Source organism: Pseudomonas sp. GB2N2 (genome assembly GCF_054897705.1).
Genome location: NZ_CM142701.1, coordinates 3,452,992 through 3,472,131, shown reverse-complemented (window position 1 = coordinate 3,472,131; position 19,140 = coordinate 3,452,992). Strand labels below are relative to the sequence as shown.

The following is a 19,140-nucleotide window of genomic DNA, read 5'->3' as shown; positions in this document are numbered from 1 at the left end:
CTCTGCTTAAAGACCGGAAGCCATGGCTTTGTCGATCAGCCAGTTCAGGTTCGGGCCACGGTCGCTGTTCACTTCAACCGGGCGACCGGCGAACTTGCTGTCCAGCGGCTCGTCCGGCTGGATCAGCACGCGGATGTCGGAGGACAGGTCGGCACTTTTCAGGCTGGTGCTGCTGACGATCTTGCCGGTGCGGGAATGGTCATCGCCTGCGATCTGGAAGCGAACCGGGCTGCCGGGCAGCACATCGCCGAACTGGCGATAGGAGAAACGCGCTTCGACATTGGCTTCGCTGTTGCGCGGCACCAGTTGGAAGATCACGTCGCCCTTGCTGGCGTACTGACCGTCGGCCACCAGTTGCTGCGCCACGGTGCAATCGCATGGAGAAGTCAGGGTGCCGGTCATTTGCTTGCCGAACAGTTCTTCAACCTTGGCCGGTTGCAGCTGGTCTTCGTCGAGATGGCCCTTGAGCACGTCGAGCATGCTGGTGCTGAAGGTGGCGAGCGGGGCGCCTTTGGCGGCAACGCCGTCCGCCTTGATCAGGCTTTGTACGGTGCCGTCACGCGGCATGGTGATGTTCATGCCCGGCACGCTGACCAGACCGGCCTGCGCGTGGCTGACAAAGTACATGCCGTACACCGATTTGAAAATGAAGCCGAACGCCGCCAGACCGACGAGGAAAATCGCCAGGCTGAAGGTCACCGCACGCAGTCGACCGAATGCGGTCATGCCGTGGCCGCCATCCTTGACTTTGCGCGCCTTGGTGAAGTTGTCGCGCTGCAGGGTCGCCAGCACTTCGCCCATGCTGACAATGTCGCCGGCCAGGTGCGAGGTGATCAGGTGGCGCAGGGTCGAGATGTCTTGCGGTTCCAGGTTCTGGAACTGGCAGCCGGCACGCCCGGTCTGGCGGTCGAAGGAGCGCACTTGCAGCTCCACGTCCATCGCAAGGCCGAGGTTATCGATGACGAATTGCAGGCGAGCCTTGTGCACATCACCGATCTTCAGCGGCAGCTGACCGGCGTTGAACGCCAGGCCGCCAGCGGAAAGGTCGAGTACCCGGGCTTCAACCGGGGTCCGGTCGGGACCGAAGAAGCGCAGCTTGGCCGGGATTTTCACTCGGGCGTGTTGGCGCTGGGCTTCGGATTCATGCACTACGTTGGCGTTGACGGCGGTGTTCATAGGGGCGATTTCCTGGTTAATTCAATAAGGGGGCGGTCAGACCATCATCAGCAGCACGGCGACAAAAATGCTGCCGGCGGAGAAGGTCATGGTCCGAGACGACCAGGTGTTGAACCAACGTTGAAAGCTGGCGAGATCACGGGTCAATTTGGTGTCCTGGCGAGTCCAGGATTGTTGGTCGAGGCGGAAGAACACGTAGATCTTCACCAGCGCGCCGACGATCTGGTTGTAATAGAGAATCATCGGGTAGGCCGGGCCGATCTTGTGACCGGAGCACGACAGCAGCAGCGTCAGGATCAGGCGGGTGATGCCGATCCACAGCAGGTACACCAGGATGAACGGGGTGCCGTACTTGAAGGATGCGATGATTGCGACGGTCAGGCCCAGCAGCGACGTCCACATCGACACGCGCTGATCGAACAGCACCACGGACGTGAACAGACCGAGGCGTTTGACCCCAAGGCCCAGGGCCCGAGCGTTCTGGCGCAGGTTGTTGCCGTACCAGCGGAACATCAGTTTGCGGCTGGCCTTGATGAAGCTTTTTTCCGGCGGGTGTTCCACGGTGTGGATCGCCGCGTCCGGCACGTAGAACGTGTCGTAGCCGAGGCGCATCAGGCTGAACCAGCTCGATTTGTCATCACCGGTCAAAAACTTGAAGCGACCGAGGCGCCAGTGTTGCAGCGAGTCGCTTTCGACGTCGGCGATGAAGTCCGGGTCGGTGACCACGGTGGCGCGGAATACCGACATGCGCCCGGTCATGGTCAGCACGCGCTTGGACAACGCCATCGAGCACATGTTGATGTGGCGCTGGGCGAAGCGCAGTTTGTGCCACTCGCTCATGATGTAGCCGCCGCGCACTTCGCAGAACTCGTTGGTGGTCAGGCCGCCGACGTTGCTGAACAGCTGGAACCACGGCACGGTCTTGAGCACGACGCCTTCGGCGAGCACGGTGTCGCCATCGACCACGGCGACAACGGCGCGGTCGTCCGGCATGTGCCGGGAGATCGCACGGAAACCGTAAGCCAGGCCGTCTCGCTTGCCGGTGCCGGGAATGCGCACGAAGTCGAGCTTGACCCGCTCCGGTGGATTCATCCGCAACCAGAGGTTTTTCACCAGCAGCTCATCGGACATTTCCACGATCGAGCAGACCACGGTGGTCGGCAGGCCGCAGTCGATCGCTTCGCGAATCACCGAGCTGTAAACCTGCGCGGTGGTCAGCGCATCAATACGGAAACTGGTGACCATCAAAAACACATGTGACGGGTCTGCCGCTTTGCCCAGCTTGCGCACTTTGCGCCGCAGGTGCGGGTAGACCACGTACAGAAACAGCATGCCGCGCAGGAAGTGCGTGGCACCCATCGAGTAGCGCCAGATCCCGATAAAGCCGATCAGGAAGATGAAATCCTTCGACTCGGAATCGAACGTAGTCGCAGGCAACGCCATGGCGATGCCCATCAGAATACTTAAGTAAAACAGCCAACCGGCGGCCTGAAGCAGGCCGTGCTTTAGCCTGTGCATATTTAACATCCTAAAGTCAGTTGCAAGCCCCAAGCTCCAAGCGGCAAGCCAGGAGCGAGGCGCGTTTGAACTTGCGGCTTGGAGCTTGGAGCTTGCGGCTGCTTTACCAGCAAATGCCTTCGGTACGGCCACTGACGCTGGTGGCTTGGGACATGAAGCCGACCAGGTCGATCACTTGCTTGCCGTGCGGAGCGTTCTGCGCCAGGGCGCGGAATTTCTCGTCACGGTTGCCGAGGATGATCACGTCGGAGTTGTTGATCACTTCGTCGAAGTCGGCGTTGAGCAAGGACGAGACGTGAGGAATCTTCGACTCGATGTAATCCTTGTTCGCCCCGTGAACGCGGGCGTATTCGACGTTGGCGTCGTAGATGCTCAGGTCGTAGCCTTTGCCGATCAGCATTTCTGCCAGATCCACCAGCGGGCTTTCGCGCAGGTCATCGGTGCCGGCCTTGAAGCTCAGGCCCAGCAGGGCGACTTTGCGTTTGTCGTGGCTTGAAACGATGTCGAAGGCGTTCTGCACTTGGGATTCGTTGCTGCGCATCAGCGAGTTCAGCAACGGCGATTCCACGTCCAGGGCGCCGGCGCGGTAGGTCAGAGCGCGCACGTCTTTGGGCAGGCACGAGCCGCCGAACGCGAAGCCTGGGCGCATGTAGTACTGGGACAGGTTCAACGTCTTGTCCTGGCAGACCACTTCCATCACTTCGCGACCATCGACGCCGCACGCTTTGGCGATGTTGCCGATCTCGTTGGCGAAGGTCACCTTGGTGGCGTGCCACACGTTGCAGGTGTACTTGATCATTTCGGCAACGGCGATGTCCTTGCGGATAATCGGCGCGTCGAGTTCTTCGTACAGCGATTGCAGAACGTCGCCGGACGCCTTGTCGAATTCGCCGATGACGGTCATCGGTGGCAAGTCGTAGTCGGCGATCGCGGTGCTTTCACGCAGGAACTCAGGGTTGACCGCGACGCCGAAATCAACACCCGCTTTCTTGCCGGAGCAGTCTTCGAGAATCGGGATGACAACGTTTGCGACGGTGCCCGGCAAAACGGTGCTGCGAACCACGATGGTGTGGCGGGTGGTCTTGTCGCGCAGGACAAAACCGATTTCGCGACATACCGCTTCGATGTAGTTCAGTTCGAGGTCGCCGTTCTTCTTGCTCGGCGTGCCGACGCAGATCATCGACAGGTCGGTGTCACGAATCGCTTCGGCGAAGTCGGTCGTTCCACGCAGTTTGCCAGTCTCGATGCCCTTGGCCAGCAGTTCGCCCAGACCCGGCTCAACGATTGGCGATTTGCCGGAATTGATCATGTCGATCTTGTCCTTGGCAACATCGACGCCAACGACGTCATGGCCCCGTGCAGACAGGCAACCGGCGCATACTGCACCGACGTAACCCAAACCAAATATGCTGATGCGCATCGCATTTACCTCTCGTTAATCAAAACTGTATTCAAGCCATTACATGGCCAGAGTTAAGGGTGTTCAGCAGTCATAGTGCATTCGGAAGTGCAGCTGACAGGCGCCACAATGCCGCGTGCAGGCATACTAAGTTCCGAGTGTCTAAATAAGTGCACTCAAGGTGTGCGTAACCAGGCCTTATTATTATGGGGTGCCCTGTTATGCAGCCGAGTCCTCGTGGAAGAGGTTGTTCGTGCAAAGTCTTGCGCGCTCAACTCCAGGCAATAGCCCGTAAATCAAACGGTTGGGTGCTATGGAGAGCACGTTTATAGGGGCGCAGCCTTGGCCATTTAGAGAATAGTATTGAAGCGCTATCTCCTGTCCTTCATCGTGGGTCCACATCAGTGTTCATTAAGAGTGTCCATTAAGCGGAAGTTATTATGACAACTTCGCTACGTGAGTCACTTCTCTGTGTAAGTTATCTCGTACATGTTCAGAGATAATCGGTACCGGTTGTAGGAGCTACGCATTTGGACATAGTTCCGACCCGCCCATCGCGAATTCTGAAATTTCTTGAAATATTGAGAAAGATGGCACTGCTCTCAAATTGATGGCACTTGCTGTTTCACCCTTGTTACACGGGGTGATTAACAACCGGGATAGTTTTATGCCACTACCGAGAAAAATTTTCAGTGCCACTACTGAAAAAAGTGACCGAAGTCGAGTGAAACAAAAGTTAGTCTTTTGACTGGCGGGGTTTTGGCGCCAAAACACTGGCGATTGGGCTGGGAATTGTTCGACGATCAGGCGATGGCACACGACGGGGATTTTGCTGTCGTGCGCCGATCCGGTGCGTTACTCGGGCGCGTGATCGCGAAGAAACACCAGATTGTCCGGTTTGGACTGCTCGGCGCTGTAACGATAACCCTGCACGTCGAACTGCTTGAGGGCTGCCGGGTCGTTGATGCGCTCTTCAATAACGAAACGGCTCATCATGCCCCGGGCTTTTTTTGCGTAGAAGCTGATGATTTTGTACTGGCCGTTTTTCAGGTCCTTGAAATCGGTATTGATGATGCGGGCGTTCAGGGCGTTGCGCTTGACCGCCGAGAAGTACTCGTTGGACGCCAGGTTCAGCAGCACGTCATCGCCTTGATCGGCCAGTGCTTCGTTCAACCATTCGCTGATACGTGTGCCCCAGAACGCGTACAGGTCCTTGCCTCGGGCGTTGGGCCATTTGGTGCCCATTTCCAGACGATACGGTTGCATCAGGTCCAGTGGGCGCAACAGGCCATACAGGCCGGACAACATGCGCAGGTGCTGTTGCGCGTAATCAAAATCGGCTTCGCTGAAGGTCTGAGCGTTGAGTCCGGTGTATACGTCGCCCTTGAACGCCAGCAGCGCTTGCTTGGCATTTTCCGGGGTGAATGCCGGGGTCCAGCTGCCGAAACGCGCGGCGTTGAGCCCGCCGATCTTGTCGGAGACGTGCATCAACTCGCTGATCTGCGCTGGCGTCAGGTCGCGCAACTGCATGATCAACTCCTGGGAATGATCGAGGTACTGCGGCTGGGTAAAACGCTGGGTCGCGGGCGGTGTTTCGTAATCGAGGGTCTTGGCGGGGGAAATCACCATCAGCATGAAGTCGTCTCCTTTAATCGTGGGCGCGATTCTAGGGGGTTGTCGGTGTTGACTCCAGCTATGGACGCGATAGGCGCCAGACGGTGATCGTTACCACGCAGAGCGTGGGAACGATCAAGTGCACTGGATCAGCTATAGTGCCGCGCGGGTTTTGTTATGGAGACATCCCATTGCGTATTGTTCTTTTACTATCAGTCTGGCTATTCAGTGCCGGTGCCATGGCGGCACCGGGCGATGTGGCCACGCTCGATCGCAGCACGTGGCCTGAACAGGTCAGCAACCCGACGCTGTTCGATGTCGCGTCGCGGGCCGAGATCCTGATGTTCGCGCGCGTGCTGATGGCGAGCGAGTCGCTGGATGAGGCGGGCCTGGCCCAGCGCCTGGGCCTGCGCACAATCAATCTCGATTCGGTCAACCGCCTGCGGCAACGTATGTGGCAGCACCTGCTGGCCAACTACAACTTCGCCCAGCAGAGTTGCGACCAGGATGCGTCGTTCTGCTTCCTGGTCGAAGACATGGCGACCTTGCGCGGGCAAGCCGCCAAGTTCCAGGTCAGCGACGACAGCTACTACACCAAGTGGGCCGAACCGAGCCGACTGTTCCACGCGCAGTACCTCGACGAGCTGTTGCGCAAGGCTGCCCTGTTTCCGCAAACCAGCAGCGAAGTCGATCGTTTTGGCGACTACGAGCGCAACGGCGAGCAGATGCATGACCGGCTGTTTCTTCTGACCTTCGACAGTGCCGCCAACACCGCGCCGGACAACACGGCGTGGGTCGCCGAGTACCTGCGCAAGGCCAACCTGACCGGTACGTTCTTTGTGCTGGGTAAAGACATTCAGGCGCGTCTTGGCGAGCGCTCGGTGGCCGGCCTGCAGGCAACTTTCTCAGCGCAGTGCATCGGCGTGCAAGGCTGGGAGTTCCGCTCCCACAGCCACTGGCAGGACTGGCAGGACTCGGTGCGGCGCAGCGCCGAGCTGGTCAAAAGCAAATTGCCGGAGAACTACGTGCCGCTATTCCGCCCCCCCGATGGCCAGCGCCGTTCGGACGCGCAAAGCTTCTTCAGGGCCCAGGGCTTGCAGGTCGCGCTGTGGGACATTGACGCCCAGGACGGCGCCGGCAAGCTCAAGGGCAATCAGAGCGCCCAGCGCGTGCTGACCCTGATGCTGTTATGGCGGCATGGGGTGATCAACTTCAATGTGAAGCAGGACGCAGTGAAAGCGGCGCTGCCCTGGCTCGTGACGCAAACGGCGCCGAGCGGGATCGGTTGGGAAGACTGTCAGGACGCCTTTCGCTGAAAAAGGCAAAAGCCCGAAAACATTGGGGTTGGGGCAAATCTGGACGGAGTTTCAGTGCAGGCGGACTTCCGACTTTAACGGGGTGATGGCAGTCCGCCAAGTGTTATTGGTCACTCTGAAAAATAAACTTCAAAAAAGCGTCAAAGTGCTTTTTTCTGTCACATGTTTTGGAGTATTACGAAGACAGACCGCCGAACCCTGCAACACAGGTGGCGTCTCCCAAGACCCACTTTGTGTGCAGTTCACTTGCTCCCCCAAACAAGAGCTACGCAGGTGAATTCGGTAGTCACTTCGAGGCGCAGCACCGCCGAGGTATTGCGTCTAATGGCTCCCACAAAGGTGACCGAGTATGGATGATCACGGACGTAGTTCTTCCTCCAACCAGCCTATCCTTTATGTACTCGATACCAACGTACTGATTCACGATCCAAACGCACTGCTCAACTTCGAAGAACACCACGTCGCGATCCCGATGACCGTGCTTGAGGAGCTGGACAAGCTCAAGAGCGGGCATCACAGCGTGGCTGCGGAATGCCGCCAGGCCATTCGTCTGATCGACAAGACCCTGGGCGAAGCCAGCCCTGAAGACGTCGAACTGGGCGTGCCGATCCGGCGTGGCAAAAGTGGGCCGAAGGGTTTGCTGTCAATTCTGATGAGCAAGCGTGCCGAGCCGAACATCATTCTTCCCGAACACCTGAACGACAACATCATCATCAACCAGTTAATCGACCTGCATGCGCGCGAGCCCAAGCTGCCTGTCGTACTGGTCACCAAAGACATCAACATGCGCCTCAAGGCCCGGGCGTGCGGGATCGCGGCCGAGGACTACAGCACCGACCAACTGGTCGATGACGTTTCATTGCTGCCTAACGGTTATCACAACATGACCGGGTCTTTCTGGGACCTCGTCAGGAATGTCGAAACCCGTCAGGATCATGGCCGCACCTGGCATCAGGTGAAGATGATCGACAACCTGCCAGCAGTGCACATCAACGAGTTCATCATCGATGAACAGGGTTTCGTCGGCTGGATCAAGGAAATCGACGAAGACAAACTGCTGATTCTCGACCTGCATCAGGAACCCCTGTTGCACCAGGAAGCCTGGGGCCTGAAACCGCGTGACATCTACCAGAGCCTGGCGCTGTACGCCTTGCTCGATCCGGACATTCACCTGGTCAACCTGTCGGGTGCGGCGGGTTCCGGTAAAACCATTCTGGCGCTGGCGGCGGCGATCGAGCAGACCATGGTCAGCAAGCGCTATCGCCGGATCATCGCAACCCGCAGCGTGCAGGGCCTGGACCAGGAGATCGGTTTCCTGCCCGGCACCGAAGCGGAAAAAATGGAGCCTTGGCTGGGCGCCATTACTGACAACCTCGAAGCCTTGCACATGGATGATGAAAACACCCATGGCAGCGTCGATTACATCCTCAGCAAAGTGCCTTTGCAGTTCAAATCCCTCAACTACATCCGGGGTCGCAGCTTCCAGCAGAGCCTGATTCTGATCGACGAATGCCAGAACCTCACGCCGCACCAGATGAAAACCATCATCACCCGTGCCGGCGCCGGTTCCAAAGTGGTGTGCCTGGGCAACCTGGCGCAGATCGACACCCCTTACCTCTCCGCGACCAGCTCCGGGCTGACCTACCTGACCGAACGCTTCAAGGACTTCCCGAACGGTGTACACATCACCCTGCAAGGGGTGCCACGTTCGATCCTGGCCGAATACGCCGAAACGCATCTCTGAGAAAGCTGCAAGCTGCAAGCTGCAAGTTTCAAGCGAATTGAGTGAACTTCACTTACCGCTTGAAGCTTGCGGCTTTCGGCTGCTTAAATACTTCTCATAAATCTACAGCCGGACTGGCTTTTAACTTGCCGCTTGTAGCTTGTCGCTTATAGCTGCCTCAAGGAGGCCCCCGTGCTGACTCATCTCGATTCCCAAGGTCGCGCCAACATGGTCGACGTCACCGAAAAAGCCGTGACGTTCCGTGAGGCGACGGCCCAGGCGCTGGTGCGCATGCAGCCCGAAACCCTGCACATGATCGTCAGCGGCGGCCACCCCAAGGGTGATGTGTTCGCCGTGGCGCGCATTGCCGGCATTCAGGCAGCGAAGAAAACCAGCGATCTGATTCCCCTGTGCCATCCGTTGATGCTCACCGGCGTCAAGGTCGAACTCAGTGCTGAAGGCGACGACTCCGTGCGCATCGTCGCGCGCTGCAAGCTGTCCGGGCAAACCGGCGTCGAGATGGAAGCGCTGACCGCCGCCAGCGTCGCGGCGCTGACTATCTATGACATGTGCAAGGCCGTGGATCGCGGCATGGCCATCGAAAGCGTGCGCCTGCTGGAGAAGGTCGGCGGCAAGAGCGGCCATTTCCAGGCGGATCAACCATGAATCTTACCGTGAAGTTTTTCGCTCGTTATAGAGAAGCACTGGGCGTGGACTCGGTGGAGGTCAAAGGCGACTTCGCCACGGTCGATGACGTTCGCGCGCTGCTGGCCGAGCGGGATGGCGCCGATGTGTTGAGCGAGCAGAACCTGATGTGCGCCCGCAACGAAGACCTTTGCCAGCTGGACGAGCCGGTGACTGACGGTGATGAAGTGGCGTTCTTCCCGACCGTGACCGGGGGCTGAGCCATGGCGATTCGTGTGCAGGCCACGGCGTTCGATCCGGGCGCTGAAGTCAACGCCATGCATGCCGCCGATGTCGGTGTCGGTGCAGTGGTAAGTTTTGTCGGCTACGTGCGCGACTTCAATGAGGGACGCGACGTCGCGGGAATGTTCCTTGAGCATTATCCGGGCATGACCGAAAAAGCCCTCGGCAAGATCGCCGAAGAAGCCGGGCAGCGCTGGCCACTGCTCAAGCTTGAAGTGTTGCATCGCATTGGCGCGCTTGAACCGGGCGAGCCAATCGTGTTCGTCGGCGCCGCCAGCGCGCACCGCCAGGCAGCATTCGACGCTTGCGCCTTTGTCATGGACTACCTGAAAACCCGCGCGCCGTTCTGGAAGAAAGAAAACACCAGCGAGGGTGCTCGTTGGGTGGAAGGGCGGGTCAGTGATCATGCGGCGGCGGATCGCTGGAAGCAGTAGTTCTGCGTTGCCTTCAAAAATGTCATCGCCGGCAAGCCGGTCTCACTCCCACATTGGATCTGGTTGTGCACTTAATTTGTGTGCCACGAAGCTCCACTGTAGGAGTGAGCCTGCTCGCGATAAGGACATCCACAACACCGCAAACCTCCCTGACCCACCGCCCGGCCTATCTTCATGTTCGCCCGATTGACGGCCAATACATAAAAGTCCAGTATGGAATTATAAGTACAAAAGCCCCAGTTTCTGCTCTTCTTCTGTCTTGCCAAACCAACAACAACCCGCGAGAGAACGAACATGAAGAAATTTCCCCTCATCACCGGTCTGGCCCTGAGCCTGTTGGCGTGCAGCACTGTGTTTGCCGCCGAGAAAACCCTGCGCATCGGTATTGAAGCGGCGTATCCGCCGTTCGCCTCCAAAACCGACACAGGCGAAATCGTCGGTTTCGACTACGACATCGGCAATGCCCTGTGTGCGCAGATGCAGGTCAAGTGCGTGTGGGTCGAAGGTGAGTTCGACGGTCTGATTCCTTCCCTCAAGGTGAAGAAAATCGACATGGCGCTGTCGTCCATGACCATCAACGAAGACCGCAAAAAGTCAGTGGATTTCACCCACAAGTACTACTTCACTTCTTCGCGCCTGGTCATGAAGGACGGCGCCACCGTGGATGACCAGTACGCCAGCCTCAAGGGCAAGACCGTTGGTGTGCAGCGTGCCACCACCACCGACCGTTACGCCACCGAGGTGTTTGAGCCAAAAGGCATCAACGTCAAGCGTTATGGCAACAACGAAGAGATCTACATGGACCTGGCGGCCGGCCGCCTCGATGCGATTTTTGCCGACACCATCCCGTTGAATGACTTCCTGTCGATGCCGCGCGGCAAGGGTTATGCCTTCGTCGGGCCTGAGCTCAAGGACCCGAAATACGTGGGCGAGGGCGCCGGTATTGCGGTGCGCAAGGGCAATACCGAGTTGGTCAGCCAGTTAAATACGGCAATCGATGGCATTCGGGCGAATGGCGAGTACCAGAAGATTTCCGATAAGTACTTCAAGTCTGATATCTACGGCGACTGATCCATCGCATTCGCGAGCAGGCTCGCTCCTACATTGGGTCGGCATGGAGCGTTACCCTTTAATCCCTTCTTAACCGCTCTATCGTTTATTCCCCGACATCTATTCAGCACCTCTCGGGCTCTCCAAGCCCCGGGCCAGCGTGTAGACTTCCGGTCAATCGATATCTAGAAGGGAAACGCAATGAGCGAGGAAACGATGCGGTTGGGCCGTGAGCGGCGCTACCTGGTGTTGCTGGGCATCATCTGCCTGGCGCTGATCGGTGGCGCGCTGTACATGCAGATTGTGTTGGAAGAGGCGCCGTGCCCGCTGTGCATCCTGCAACGTTATGCCTTGCTGCTGATCGCGATCTTTGCGTTCATCGGCGCCGCGATGAGCACCCGCCGCAGTATCACAGTGTTTGAAACCCTGGTGGTGATCAGCGCCGTGGCGGGTGTTGCAGTGGCCGGGCATCATGTCTTTACCCAGTTCTATCCAGCCGTAAGCTGCGGCATCGATGTGCTGCAACCGATTGTCGACGGTTTGCCGCTGGCGAAGATCTTCCCGCTGGGTTTCCAGGTCGATGGTTTCTGCTCCACGCCGTATCCGCCGATCCTCGGTCTGTCCCTGGCGCAATGGGCGTTGATCGCGTTTGTGCTGGTGGTGGTGCTGGTGCCGTTGCTCATTTCGCGTAACCGCAAAGCGCTGCGCTGAGGGCGATCGCCGCCTCTTTGCGTAACGCATGAAAACGCCCCGGTCCTCGTTGAGAGGGCCGGGGCGTTTTGCGTTTCAGGGGCCGGGAATAAAAGTTCGTGATGTGCGGCAACCAGGGGGTGGCGCATGTGCGACATGTTGTCACAGCGCGAGTGTCGCAAGGAATTTCAGAGCGTCCAATTGGCGTATGACCGAACATGCAAATTGGCCTTCGAAAACCTCGTCCGCGTTCGAGGCGCAAACCCTGGAACAGGCAGTTTTAACAGGCTGTCGCGAATTGCCAGAGCCCTTGTCACATGGGGGCTTGGGCGCGGTGGCGGGCGAGGGCAGGGGCCTTGACACTGTCTGAACTGCGCGTGGTAGCCCCACGATTTTTGGTGTTTTTGTTGAGACTCAATCTCGCTAACATGGCGCGCTTTTGCATAAAACGTGATGGATTGTTGCTGGAATGGATAAAAATTATTTCGGGATGAGACATGGTTTATGAATCGCTACATATCTACAATCGCCCGCACTGAATACCCGACACGGCTCACCCTGACACAGGTGCATGAGCAGCAACACGGTGTCTAGAAGCATGATGGCTTCACGTGACGTCCAGGTGTCGGTGCCTTCCATCTATCCGCACCAAATGGAATTGGTCTGTAAAAAGGCCTTTGACCACGAATTCGAATAAGAACTCACCGCTGGCCCAGGATTTGTCGAACAGCGTCTGACGCGCGACGGGCAGCCCTTATTCAATCCAAGAAAATGCCAACCCTTGGCAGGGTGAAGTGTTGGCGATCAAAACCCAACTGCATTGCGCAAGCTGCTTTAGAGGTCGTGAGATGAGTAAAAACAGGTACCCCAGACTACTAGGCTTATTGCCGCTGATCGGCACGTTGTTGCTGTCAGGCTGCAACATGACCTTGCTCGATCCCAAGGGCCAGGTTGGCCTGGACGAGAGAAACCTGATCATCACCGCAACGCTGCTGATGCTGTTGGTCGTGGTTCCGGTCATTGTCATGACCTTCCTGTTCGCCTGGAAATACCGCGCGTCCAACACCGACGCCGTCTACACGCCGAAGTGGTCGCATTCCACCAAGATCGAAATCGCGGTGTGGGCTGTTCCCGTGCTGATCATCGCTGCCCTGGGTTACGTCACCTACAAATCGACCCACGCCCTGGACCCGTACAAGCCGCTGGAATCCGACGTCAAGCCGATCACCATTGAAGTGGTCGCCCTGGACTGGAAGTGGCTGTTCATCTACCCGGAACAAGGCATTGCCACGGTCAACAAGATCGTGTTCCCGGCGCACACGCCGATCAACTTCAAGATCACTTCCGACTCGGTGATGAACTCGTTCTTCATCCCTGCGCTGGGCGGTCAGATCTACGCGATGGCGGGCATGCAGACCAAGCTGCACCTGATCGCCAACCAGAATGCTGAAATGGACGGTATCTCCGCCAACTACAGCGGCGCAGGTTTCACCGGCATGAAGTTCAAAGCTATCGCGACCTCTCAGGAAGATTTCGACGCCTGGGTCAGCGAAGTCAAAAAGGCACCTAAACAGCTTGAAAAAGCTGAATACGAAGCCCTTGCCAAGCCAAGCCAGAACAACCCAGTCGCGCTTTACAACTCGTACACGCCAAACCTGTTCCAGACCATCCTCGACAAGTACGAAGGGATGAATCCGGGCAAGCCAATGCACCACGAGAAGAAAGAGCACGAAGTGGCTGCCATGGAAGGGATGGACATGAGTTCGCATTCAGCTGCCGGGGCAGAGGAGTAAACGATGTTTGGTAAATTAAGTTGGGAAGCGGTCCCGTTCCACGAACCGATCGTGATGATTACCATCGCCATGATCGCACTCGGTGGCCTGGCGCTGTTCGCTGCAATCACCTACTTCAAGAAGTGGACCTACCTGTGGTCCGAATGGCTGACGTCGGTCGACCACAAGAAAATCGGCGTGATGTACATCATCGTTGCCATGGTCATGCTGCTGCGTGGTTTTGCCGACGCCATCATGATGCGTACCCAGTTGGCCATGGCCACCGAGGGTTCGCCTGGCTACCTGCCGCCTGAACACTATGACCAGATCTTCACCGCCCACGGTGTGATCATGATCATCTTCATGGCGATGCCATTCTTCACCGGCCTGATGAACCTTGCAGTGCCGCTGCAGATCGGCGCGCGTGACGTTGCCTACCCGTTCCTGAACTCCCTGAGCTTCTGGTTGCTGGTGTCTGGCGTGGTGCTGATCAACCTGTCCCTGGGCGTCGGCGAATTCGCCAAGACCGGCTGGGTTGCCTATCCACCGCTGTCGGGTCTGCAATACAGCCCTGGCGTAGGGATGGACTACTACATCTGGGCGCTACAGCTATCGGGGTTAGGTACGACGCTGACGGGGGTCAACTTCCTCGCCACCGTGCTGAAAATGCGTACCCCTGGCATGAAACTGATGGACATGCCGATCTTCACCTGGACCTGCACCTGGGCCAACGTCCTGATCGTGGCTTCGTTCCCGATCCTGACCGCTACCCTGGCACTGCTGACGCTTGACCGTTACATGGATTTCCACATTTTCACCAATGAACTTGGTGGCAATCCAATGATGTACGTCAACCTGTTCTGGGCCTGGGGTCACCCCGAGGTTTACATCCTGATTCTGCCGGCGTTCGGGATTTTCTCCGAAGTCATCTCGACCTTCTCCGGCAAGCGTCTGTTCGGCCACCACTCGATGATCTATGCCTCGGGCGCGATCTCGATCCTGGGCTTCATGGTCTGGCTGCACCACTTCTTCACCATGGGTTCGGGTGCCAGCGTCAACGCCTTCTTCGGTCTGGCGACGATGCTGATTTCGATCCCGACGGGGGTGAAGCTATTCAACTGGCTGTTCACCATCTATCAAGGTCGTTTGCGTTTCACCAGCCAGGTTCTCTGGACCCTGGGCTTCATGGTGACCTTCGCCATCGGCGGCATGACCGGCGTACTGCTGGCCATTCCGGGTGCTGACTTCGTTCTGCACAACAGCCTGTTCGTGATCGCGCACTTCCACAACGTGATCATCGGCGGCGCGGTATTCGGCTACATCGCAGGCTTCGGCTTCTACTTCCCGAAAGCGTTCGGCTTCAAGCTGCACGAAGGTTGGGGCAAGGCCGCATTCTGGTTCTGGATCACTGGCTTCTTCGTCGCGTTCATGCCGCTTTATGTACTGGGCTTCATGGGCATGACCCGTCGTCTGAACGCCACCACCAACCCTGAGTGGGTGCCATACCTGTACGTGGCCCTGTTCGGCGCGGTGATGATTGCAGTCGGTATCGCCTGCCAGTTGATTCAGCTGTACGTCAGCGTGCGTGATCGCAACCTGCCAGAAAACATGTGCGAACACGGCGACCCGTGGAATGCCCATACCCTGGAATGGTCGACCTCGTCGCCACCACCGTTCTACAACTTTGCCGTCCTGCCAAAAGCAGAAAGCATCGACCCGTTCACCGAAGCCAAGGAAAACGGCACCGCGTACCAGGCTCCGGCCAAGTACGAGCCGATCCACATGCCCAACAACACCGCGACCGGTCTGGTCATGGGTGCTCTGTTGACCGTGTTCGGTTTCGCGATGATCTGGCACATCTGGTGGCTGGCTGCCTTCGGCCTGATCGGCACCGTGGTGTACTTCGTGATCCACGCTGCACGCGATGACCAGGGCTATATGGTGCCGGTCGACGTGATCGAGCGCATCGAAGCCGAGCAGCACAAGCGTCTGGTCGCGGCCGGGAAAGTCCCAGCCTCCGCCACCCGTGTTGAAACCTCGTTGGAACAGGCTTAAACCATGTCGAACTTAGTGACCAATGCTGGACACACCCATGTCGATGAACATGGGCACGATGACCATCACCACGACTCGGGCGAGATGACCGTATTCGGTTTCTGGCTCTACCTGATGACCGACTGCATTCTGTTTGCATCGATCTTCGCGGCGTACGCGGTACTGGTTAACAACGTAGCGGGTGGCCCGTCGGGCCACGACATCTTCGAACTGCCGTACGTACTGGGCGAAACCGCTCTGCTGCTGTTCAGTTCGATCACCTACGGCTTCGCCATGCTGGCGTTCTTCCGGGGTAACAAGAAGCAGGTCCTGGGCTGGCTGGCCATGACCTTCATGTTCGGCGCCGGCTTCATCGGCATGGAAATCAACGAGTTCCACATGTTGATCTCCGAGGGCTTCGGCCCTAGCCGCAGCGGCTTCCTGTCCGGGTTCTTCACCCTCGTCGGCACCCACGGTCTGCACGTGACCAGCGGTCTGATCTGGATGGCAATCATGATGTACCAGGTGCAGAAAAACGGCCTGACGGCGACCAACAAGACCCGTCTGAGCTGCCTTAGCCTGTTCTGGCACTTCCTGGACGTGGTGTGGATCTGCGTATTCACCGTTGTTTATCTGATGGGGACTATGTAAATGGCTAACACTCACTCCCACGGCAGCCACGGCAGCCACGATAGCCACGGCGGCCACGATGCCAGCCACGGCAGCGTCAAGTCCTACGTCATTGGCTTCGTTCTGTCGGTGATCCTGACCCTGATCCCGTTCGGTCTGGTCATGTACCCGTCGCTGCCGAAAGCCCTGACCCTGTGGATCGTACTGGCCTTCGCCGTGATCCAGGTGCTGGTGCACCTGGTGTACTTCCTTCACCTGGACCGTTCGGCCGCGCAACGTAACAACGTGATCGCGTTTGTATTCGCCGCGATCGTGATTGTCCTGCTGGTTGGCCTGTCGCTGTGGATCATGTTCAGCATCCACAACAACATGATGGCGCACTGAGGTAAATCCGGATGTCCTTGAAGCACTTTATCCAAATCACCAAACCGGGGATCATTTTCGGTAACGTGCTTTCAGTGGCAGGCGGATTTTTCCTGGCCTCGAAAGGGCATGTCGATCTGGCCATTTTCCTGGCCGCGATGATCGGCACGTCCCTGGTGGTGGCTTCCGGTTGCGTGTTCAACAACTGCATCGACCGCGACATCGACATCAAGATGGAACGCACCAAGAATCGGGCGCTGGTGCAGGGCTTTGTCTCCCTGAAACTGGCCCTGATCTTCGCGACCGTCCTTGGTGTCGCCGGCGTTGCGCTGTTGTACAAGGTGGCTAACCCGTTGGCCGCGCTGTTTGCGGTGATCGGGTTTGTCATCTACGTCGGCTTCTACAGCCTGTACCTCAAGCGCAAATCGGTGCACGGCACGCTGGTGGGCAGCCTGTCGGGGGCGATGCCGCCGGTGATCGGTTATGTCGCCGTCAGCAACAGCTTCGACATGGCTGCACTGACGCTGCTGGTGATGTTCAGCCTGTGGCAGATGCCGCATTCCTACGCCATCGCAATCTTCCGCTTCAACGATTACCTGGCCGCATCGATTCCGGTGCTGCCGGTGAAGCGCGGGATTCAAGTGGCCAAGAAGCACATCCTGATCTACATCCTGGCCTTCCTCGTGGCGACCTTGATGCTGACCTTCAGCGGCTACGCCGGCATGAGCTACCTCGCCGTCGCCGCGGCCATGGGCATGTACTGGTTGTACATGGCGTGGACCGGCTACAAGGCAGTGGATGACACGGTCTGGGCACGCAAGCTGTTCGTGTTCTCGATCTTCACCATTACCGCGTTGAGCGTGATGATGTCCCTGGACTTCAAAGTGCCGACCGAGCTGCTGCTGACGTACGCGCCTTAAGCGTCGGATGTTGTAAGAAAAAACCCCGCCTTCGAAAGAAGCGCGGGGTTTTTTGTTGGGTGATTTGGTGGACCGGGGTGCCGATTTCGCGAACAAGCTCGCTCCTACAATGAATTGAGGTGTCCTCCATTTTTTGCATCCTGCGCCGTCCCTTTGTAGGAGCGAGCTTGCTCGCGATGACGGTCTGACAGACGACGGTAATCGATCGGCAAATCCGTAGAAACCTCCCACAAAGCTTTCAGGTTGTTGGTCAGACGTCGCCTCTCTAACCTCAGGACGTGAGCGATTCAGCCTCACAACCCAGAGTAAAGACCAGCAAGGCGATGGGGCAGGCGTTGATTGCTATGTTTAGATCTGTCGAAGCGGAGTTAGTGCTTGAGAACGCAGAACCAGGTGCGGTCAAAATTATCGTGTTTGGTGGCTGTGCAGTTCATCTCTATACGAATCACCGTGTTTCCACCGACGTCGATGCTGAGATTTATCAGGCAAATGTCCCTCAAGCGCTTCACCTGCAGACCATGCTTGCGGAGATACCAGAGCAATTTGTCGACGAGCGATCGGGTCGACTGATGGAGCTGAACTATGACCTTCAATACAACACAAGCTTCGGCCCTATCCACGAAGACTACTGGGAGCGGAGCGTTCCTCTGACGGAATTTTCGATTGAATCTCCTCTGCATGTTCACATCGCAGCACCAATCGACATTGCTATCTCTAAATTGGGCAGAGCAACCGAACAGGACATCGGCGATATCATGGCGCTTCTCAGGTGCGGCTTCGTACTCAGCACGGAGTTTCATCGACTGGCGTTGCAAGCAATTGATGTATATGTTGGCAACAAAGAGCTGCCAACCTCGGTTCTAACCCATATTTTGCAAGACTACCTGGAGAGTGCTGATGGCGAAGTCTGTTAATGGCAACGTCCTTTCATCAGCTTTGGACACACTGGTCAGAAGTCCGTTAAATCAAGCCGATAACGCCGCGCTTGTGAGTGCTGCCAAGGCTGTTTGGTACTCTGATTCAAACCTTGAGAGCGAAGTTACCGTTTTTTTGAATTGCCATACTGACGCAGTGGAGGTTCGGCGGGCAGGCTATTTGCTCGAACGCTTCACTCGCTTTGCGTGTGTATCCGATATGCGCGTATCGGAAACCCTCAATGTTCTTGAGCTGTTTGCACATTCCACCTCCCATCAAGAGGCTACGCCACAAGAGGTCACCCCACTTCGTCAACGTCGAGATGAGCTAGCCGCCTCGTGGGGGTTAAGTGAAGGGCTTGGGTTGAAGGCTCAAGCGCTCATGCCTTTTCAGACTCGACACTATGAGGCTGAGCAGCGTGCGACTGCGAGTTGACCCATGAGCGCGCGTGACTTGTTTGCAGAGTTGATGCAGGGATGGGGGCTCAACGGGAGGGCGCGACCATGTTGCACAGTGCGTCCTTCGACGATATCCCCGCACCTGAGTTGGGGGAGCAAGAATTGGCAGATAGTGAGATTGAGCAAGTCAGTGAAGAAAAACACGGAATTGTCTTGGGTTCTCAGGCCCGGACGCTGAAGTGACAGCGACGGTTTGAAATT

General features: G+C 57.5%; 18 protein-coding genes. 14 read left to right on the top strand and 4 right to left on the bottom strand.

Annotated features, from left to right (window positions below):
• Nucleotides 1-6: 6 nt before the first annotated feature.
• The 4 genes from ACYZT4_RS16125 to yaaA form a co-directional block, all read right to left on the bottom strand.
• Entirely contained in the window at nucleotides 7-1,176 is a 1,170-nt protein-coding gene (locus ACYZT4_RS16125) for a PilZ domain-containing protein (protein ID WP_461981223.1), read from the bottom strand.
• Between the two features lie 36 nt (nucleotides 1,177-1,212).
• The gene (gene alg8, locus ACYZT4_RS16120) at nucleotides 1,213-2,694 is read right to left on the bottom strand and encodes a mannuronan synthase (RefSeq protein ID WP_461981221.1); all 1,482 of its coding nucleotides are present in this window, start codon (nucleotides 2,692-2,694) and stop codon (nucleotides 1,213-1,215) included.
• 103 nt (nucleotides 2,695-2,797) lie between these two features.
• Nucleotides 2,798-4,114, bottom strand: a complete 1,317-nt coding sequence (locus ACYZT4_RS16115; RefSeq protein WP_461981219.1) for a nucleotide sugar dehydrogenase — start codon at nucleotides 4,112-4,114, stop codon at nucleotides 2,798-2,800.
• 834 nt (nucleotides 4,115-4,948) lie between these two features.
• Complete coding sequence (gene yaaA / locus ACYZT4_RS16110; protein WP_461981217.1) at nucleotides 4,949-5,728, bottom strand: peroxide stress protein YaaA; 780 nt, start codon at nucleotides 5,726-5,728, stop codon at nucleotides 4,949-4,951.
• Nucleotides 5,729-5,898: 170 nt separating this feature from the next.
• Here yaaA and ACYZT4_RS16105 point away from each other — a divergent pair, with 170 nt between their 5' ends.
• The 14 genes from ACYZT4_RS16105 to ACYZT4_RS16040 all read left to right on the top strand — a co-directional run bounded on the left by ACYZT4_RS16105 (nucleotide 5,899) and on the right by ACYZT4_RS16040 (nucleotide 18,916).
• A complete protein-coding gene (locus ACYZT4_RS16105) occupies nucleotides 5,899-7,023 on the top strand; it encodes a polysaccharide deacetylase family protein (protein WP_461981215.1) in 1,125 nt (374 codons plus the stop codon).
• 349 nt (nucleotides 7,024-7,372) lie between these two features.
• Nucleotides 7,373-8,767 carry a PhoH family protein gene (locus ACYZT4_RS16100; protein WP_461981213.1) on the top strand — a complete coding sequence of 465 codons (1,395 nt, stop codon included), beginning with the start codon at nucleotides 7,373-7,375 and terminating at the stop codon, nucleotides 8,765-8,767.
• A gap of 171 nt (nucleotides 8,768-8,938) precedes the next feature.
• Nucleotides 8,939-9,412, top strand: a complete 474-nt coding sequence (gene moaC / locus ACYZT4_RS16095) for a cyclic pyranopterin monophosphate synthase MoaC (RefSeq protein WP_461981211.1) — start codon at nucleotides 8,939-8,941, stop codon at nucleotides 9,410-9,412.
• Nucleotides 9,409-9,651, top strand: coding sequence for a MoaD/ThiS family protein (locus tag ACYZT4_RS16090; protein WP_461981209.1), 243 nt, complete (start codon nucleotides 9,409-9,411; stop codon nucleotides 9,649-9,651). The genes moaC and ACYZT4_RS16090 overlap by 4 nt, the downstream gene beginning before the upstream one ends.
• Before the next feature lie 3 nt (nucleotides 9,652-9,654).
• On the top strand, nucleotides 9,655-10,107 hold the full coding sequence (moaE, locus tag ACYZT4_RS16085; RefSeq protein ID WP_461981207.1) for a molybdopterin synthase catalytic subunit MoaE: 453 nt from the start codon (nucleotides 9,655-9,657) through the stop codon (nucleotides 10,105-10,107).
• A 294-nt stretch (nucleotides 10,108-10,401) separates the two neighbouring features.
• A complete protein-coding gene (locus ACYZT4_RS16080) occupies nucleotides 10,402-11,178 on the top strand; it encodes an ABC transporter substrate-binding protein (RefSeq protein WP_461981205.1) in 777 nt (258 codons plus the stop codon).
• Between the two features lie 180 nt (nucleotides 11,179-11,358).
• Entirely contained in the window at nucleotides 11,359-11,868 is a 510-nt protein-coding gene (locus ACYZT4_RS16075) for a disulfide bond formation protein B (protein ID WP_461981203.1), read from the top strand.
• An 827-nt stretch (nucleotides 11,869-12,695) separates the two neighbouring features.
• On the top strand, nucleotides 12,696-13,640 hold the full coding sequence (gene cyoA, locus ACYZT4_RS16070) for a ubiquinol oxidase subunit II (RefSeq protein WP_461981201.1): 945 nt from the start codon (nucleotides 12,696-12,698) through the stop codon (nucleotides 13,638-13,640).
• 3 nt (nucleotides 13,641-13,643) lie between these two features.
• Nucleotides 13,644-15,674 carry a cytochrome o ubiquinol oxidase subunit I gene (gene cyoB / locus ACYZT4_RS16065; protein WP_461981199.1) on the top strand — a complete coding sequence of 677 codons (2,031 nt, stop codon included), beginning with the start codon at nucleotides 13,644-13,646 and terminating at the stop codon, nucleotides 15,672-15,674.
• 3 nt (nucleotides 15,675-15,677) lie between these two features.
• Complete coding sequence (locus ACYZT4_RS16060; RefSeq protein ID WP_461981197.1) at nucleotides 15,678-16,304, top strand: cytochrome o ubiquinol oxidase subunit III; 627 nt, start codon at nucleotides 15,678-15,680, stop codon at nucleotides 16,302-16,304.
• A complete protein-coding gene (gene cyoD, locus ACYZT4_RS16055) occupies nucleotides 16,305-16,667 on the top strand; it encodes a cytochrome o ubiquinol oxidase subunit IV (protein WP_461981195.1) in 363 nt (120 codons plus the stop codon).
• An 11-nt stretch (nucleotides 16,668-16,678) separates the two neighbouring features.
• The gene (cyoE, locus tag ACYZT4_RS16050) at nucleotides 16,679-17,566 is read left to right on the top strand and encodes a heme o synthase (protein ID WP_461981193.1); all 888 of its coding nucleotides are present in this window, start codon (nucleotides 16,679-16,681) and stop codon (nucleotides 17,564-17,566) included.
• Between the two features lie 278 nt (nucleotides 17,567-17,844).
• Nucleotides 17,845-18,480 (top strand): DUF6036 family nucleotidyltransferase, encoded by a 636-nt coding sequence (locus ACYZT4_RS16045; protein ID WP_461981191.1) that lies wholly within the window; start codon nucleotides 17,845-17,847, stop codon nucleotides 18,478-18,480.
• Complete coding sequence (locus ACYZT4_RS16040; protein ID WP_461981189.1) at nucleotides 18,464-18,916, top strand: hypothetical protein; 453 nt, start codon at nucleotides 18,464-18,466, stop codon at nucleotides 18,914-18,916. Before ACYZT4_RS16045 ends, ACYZT4_RS16040 begins: the two co-directional genes overlap by 17 nt.
• Nucleotides 18,917-19,140 lie beyond the last annotated feature (224 nt).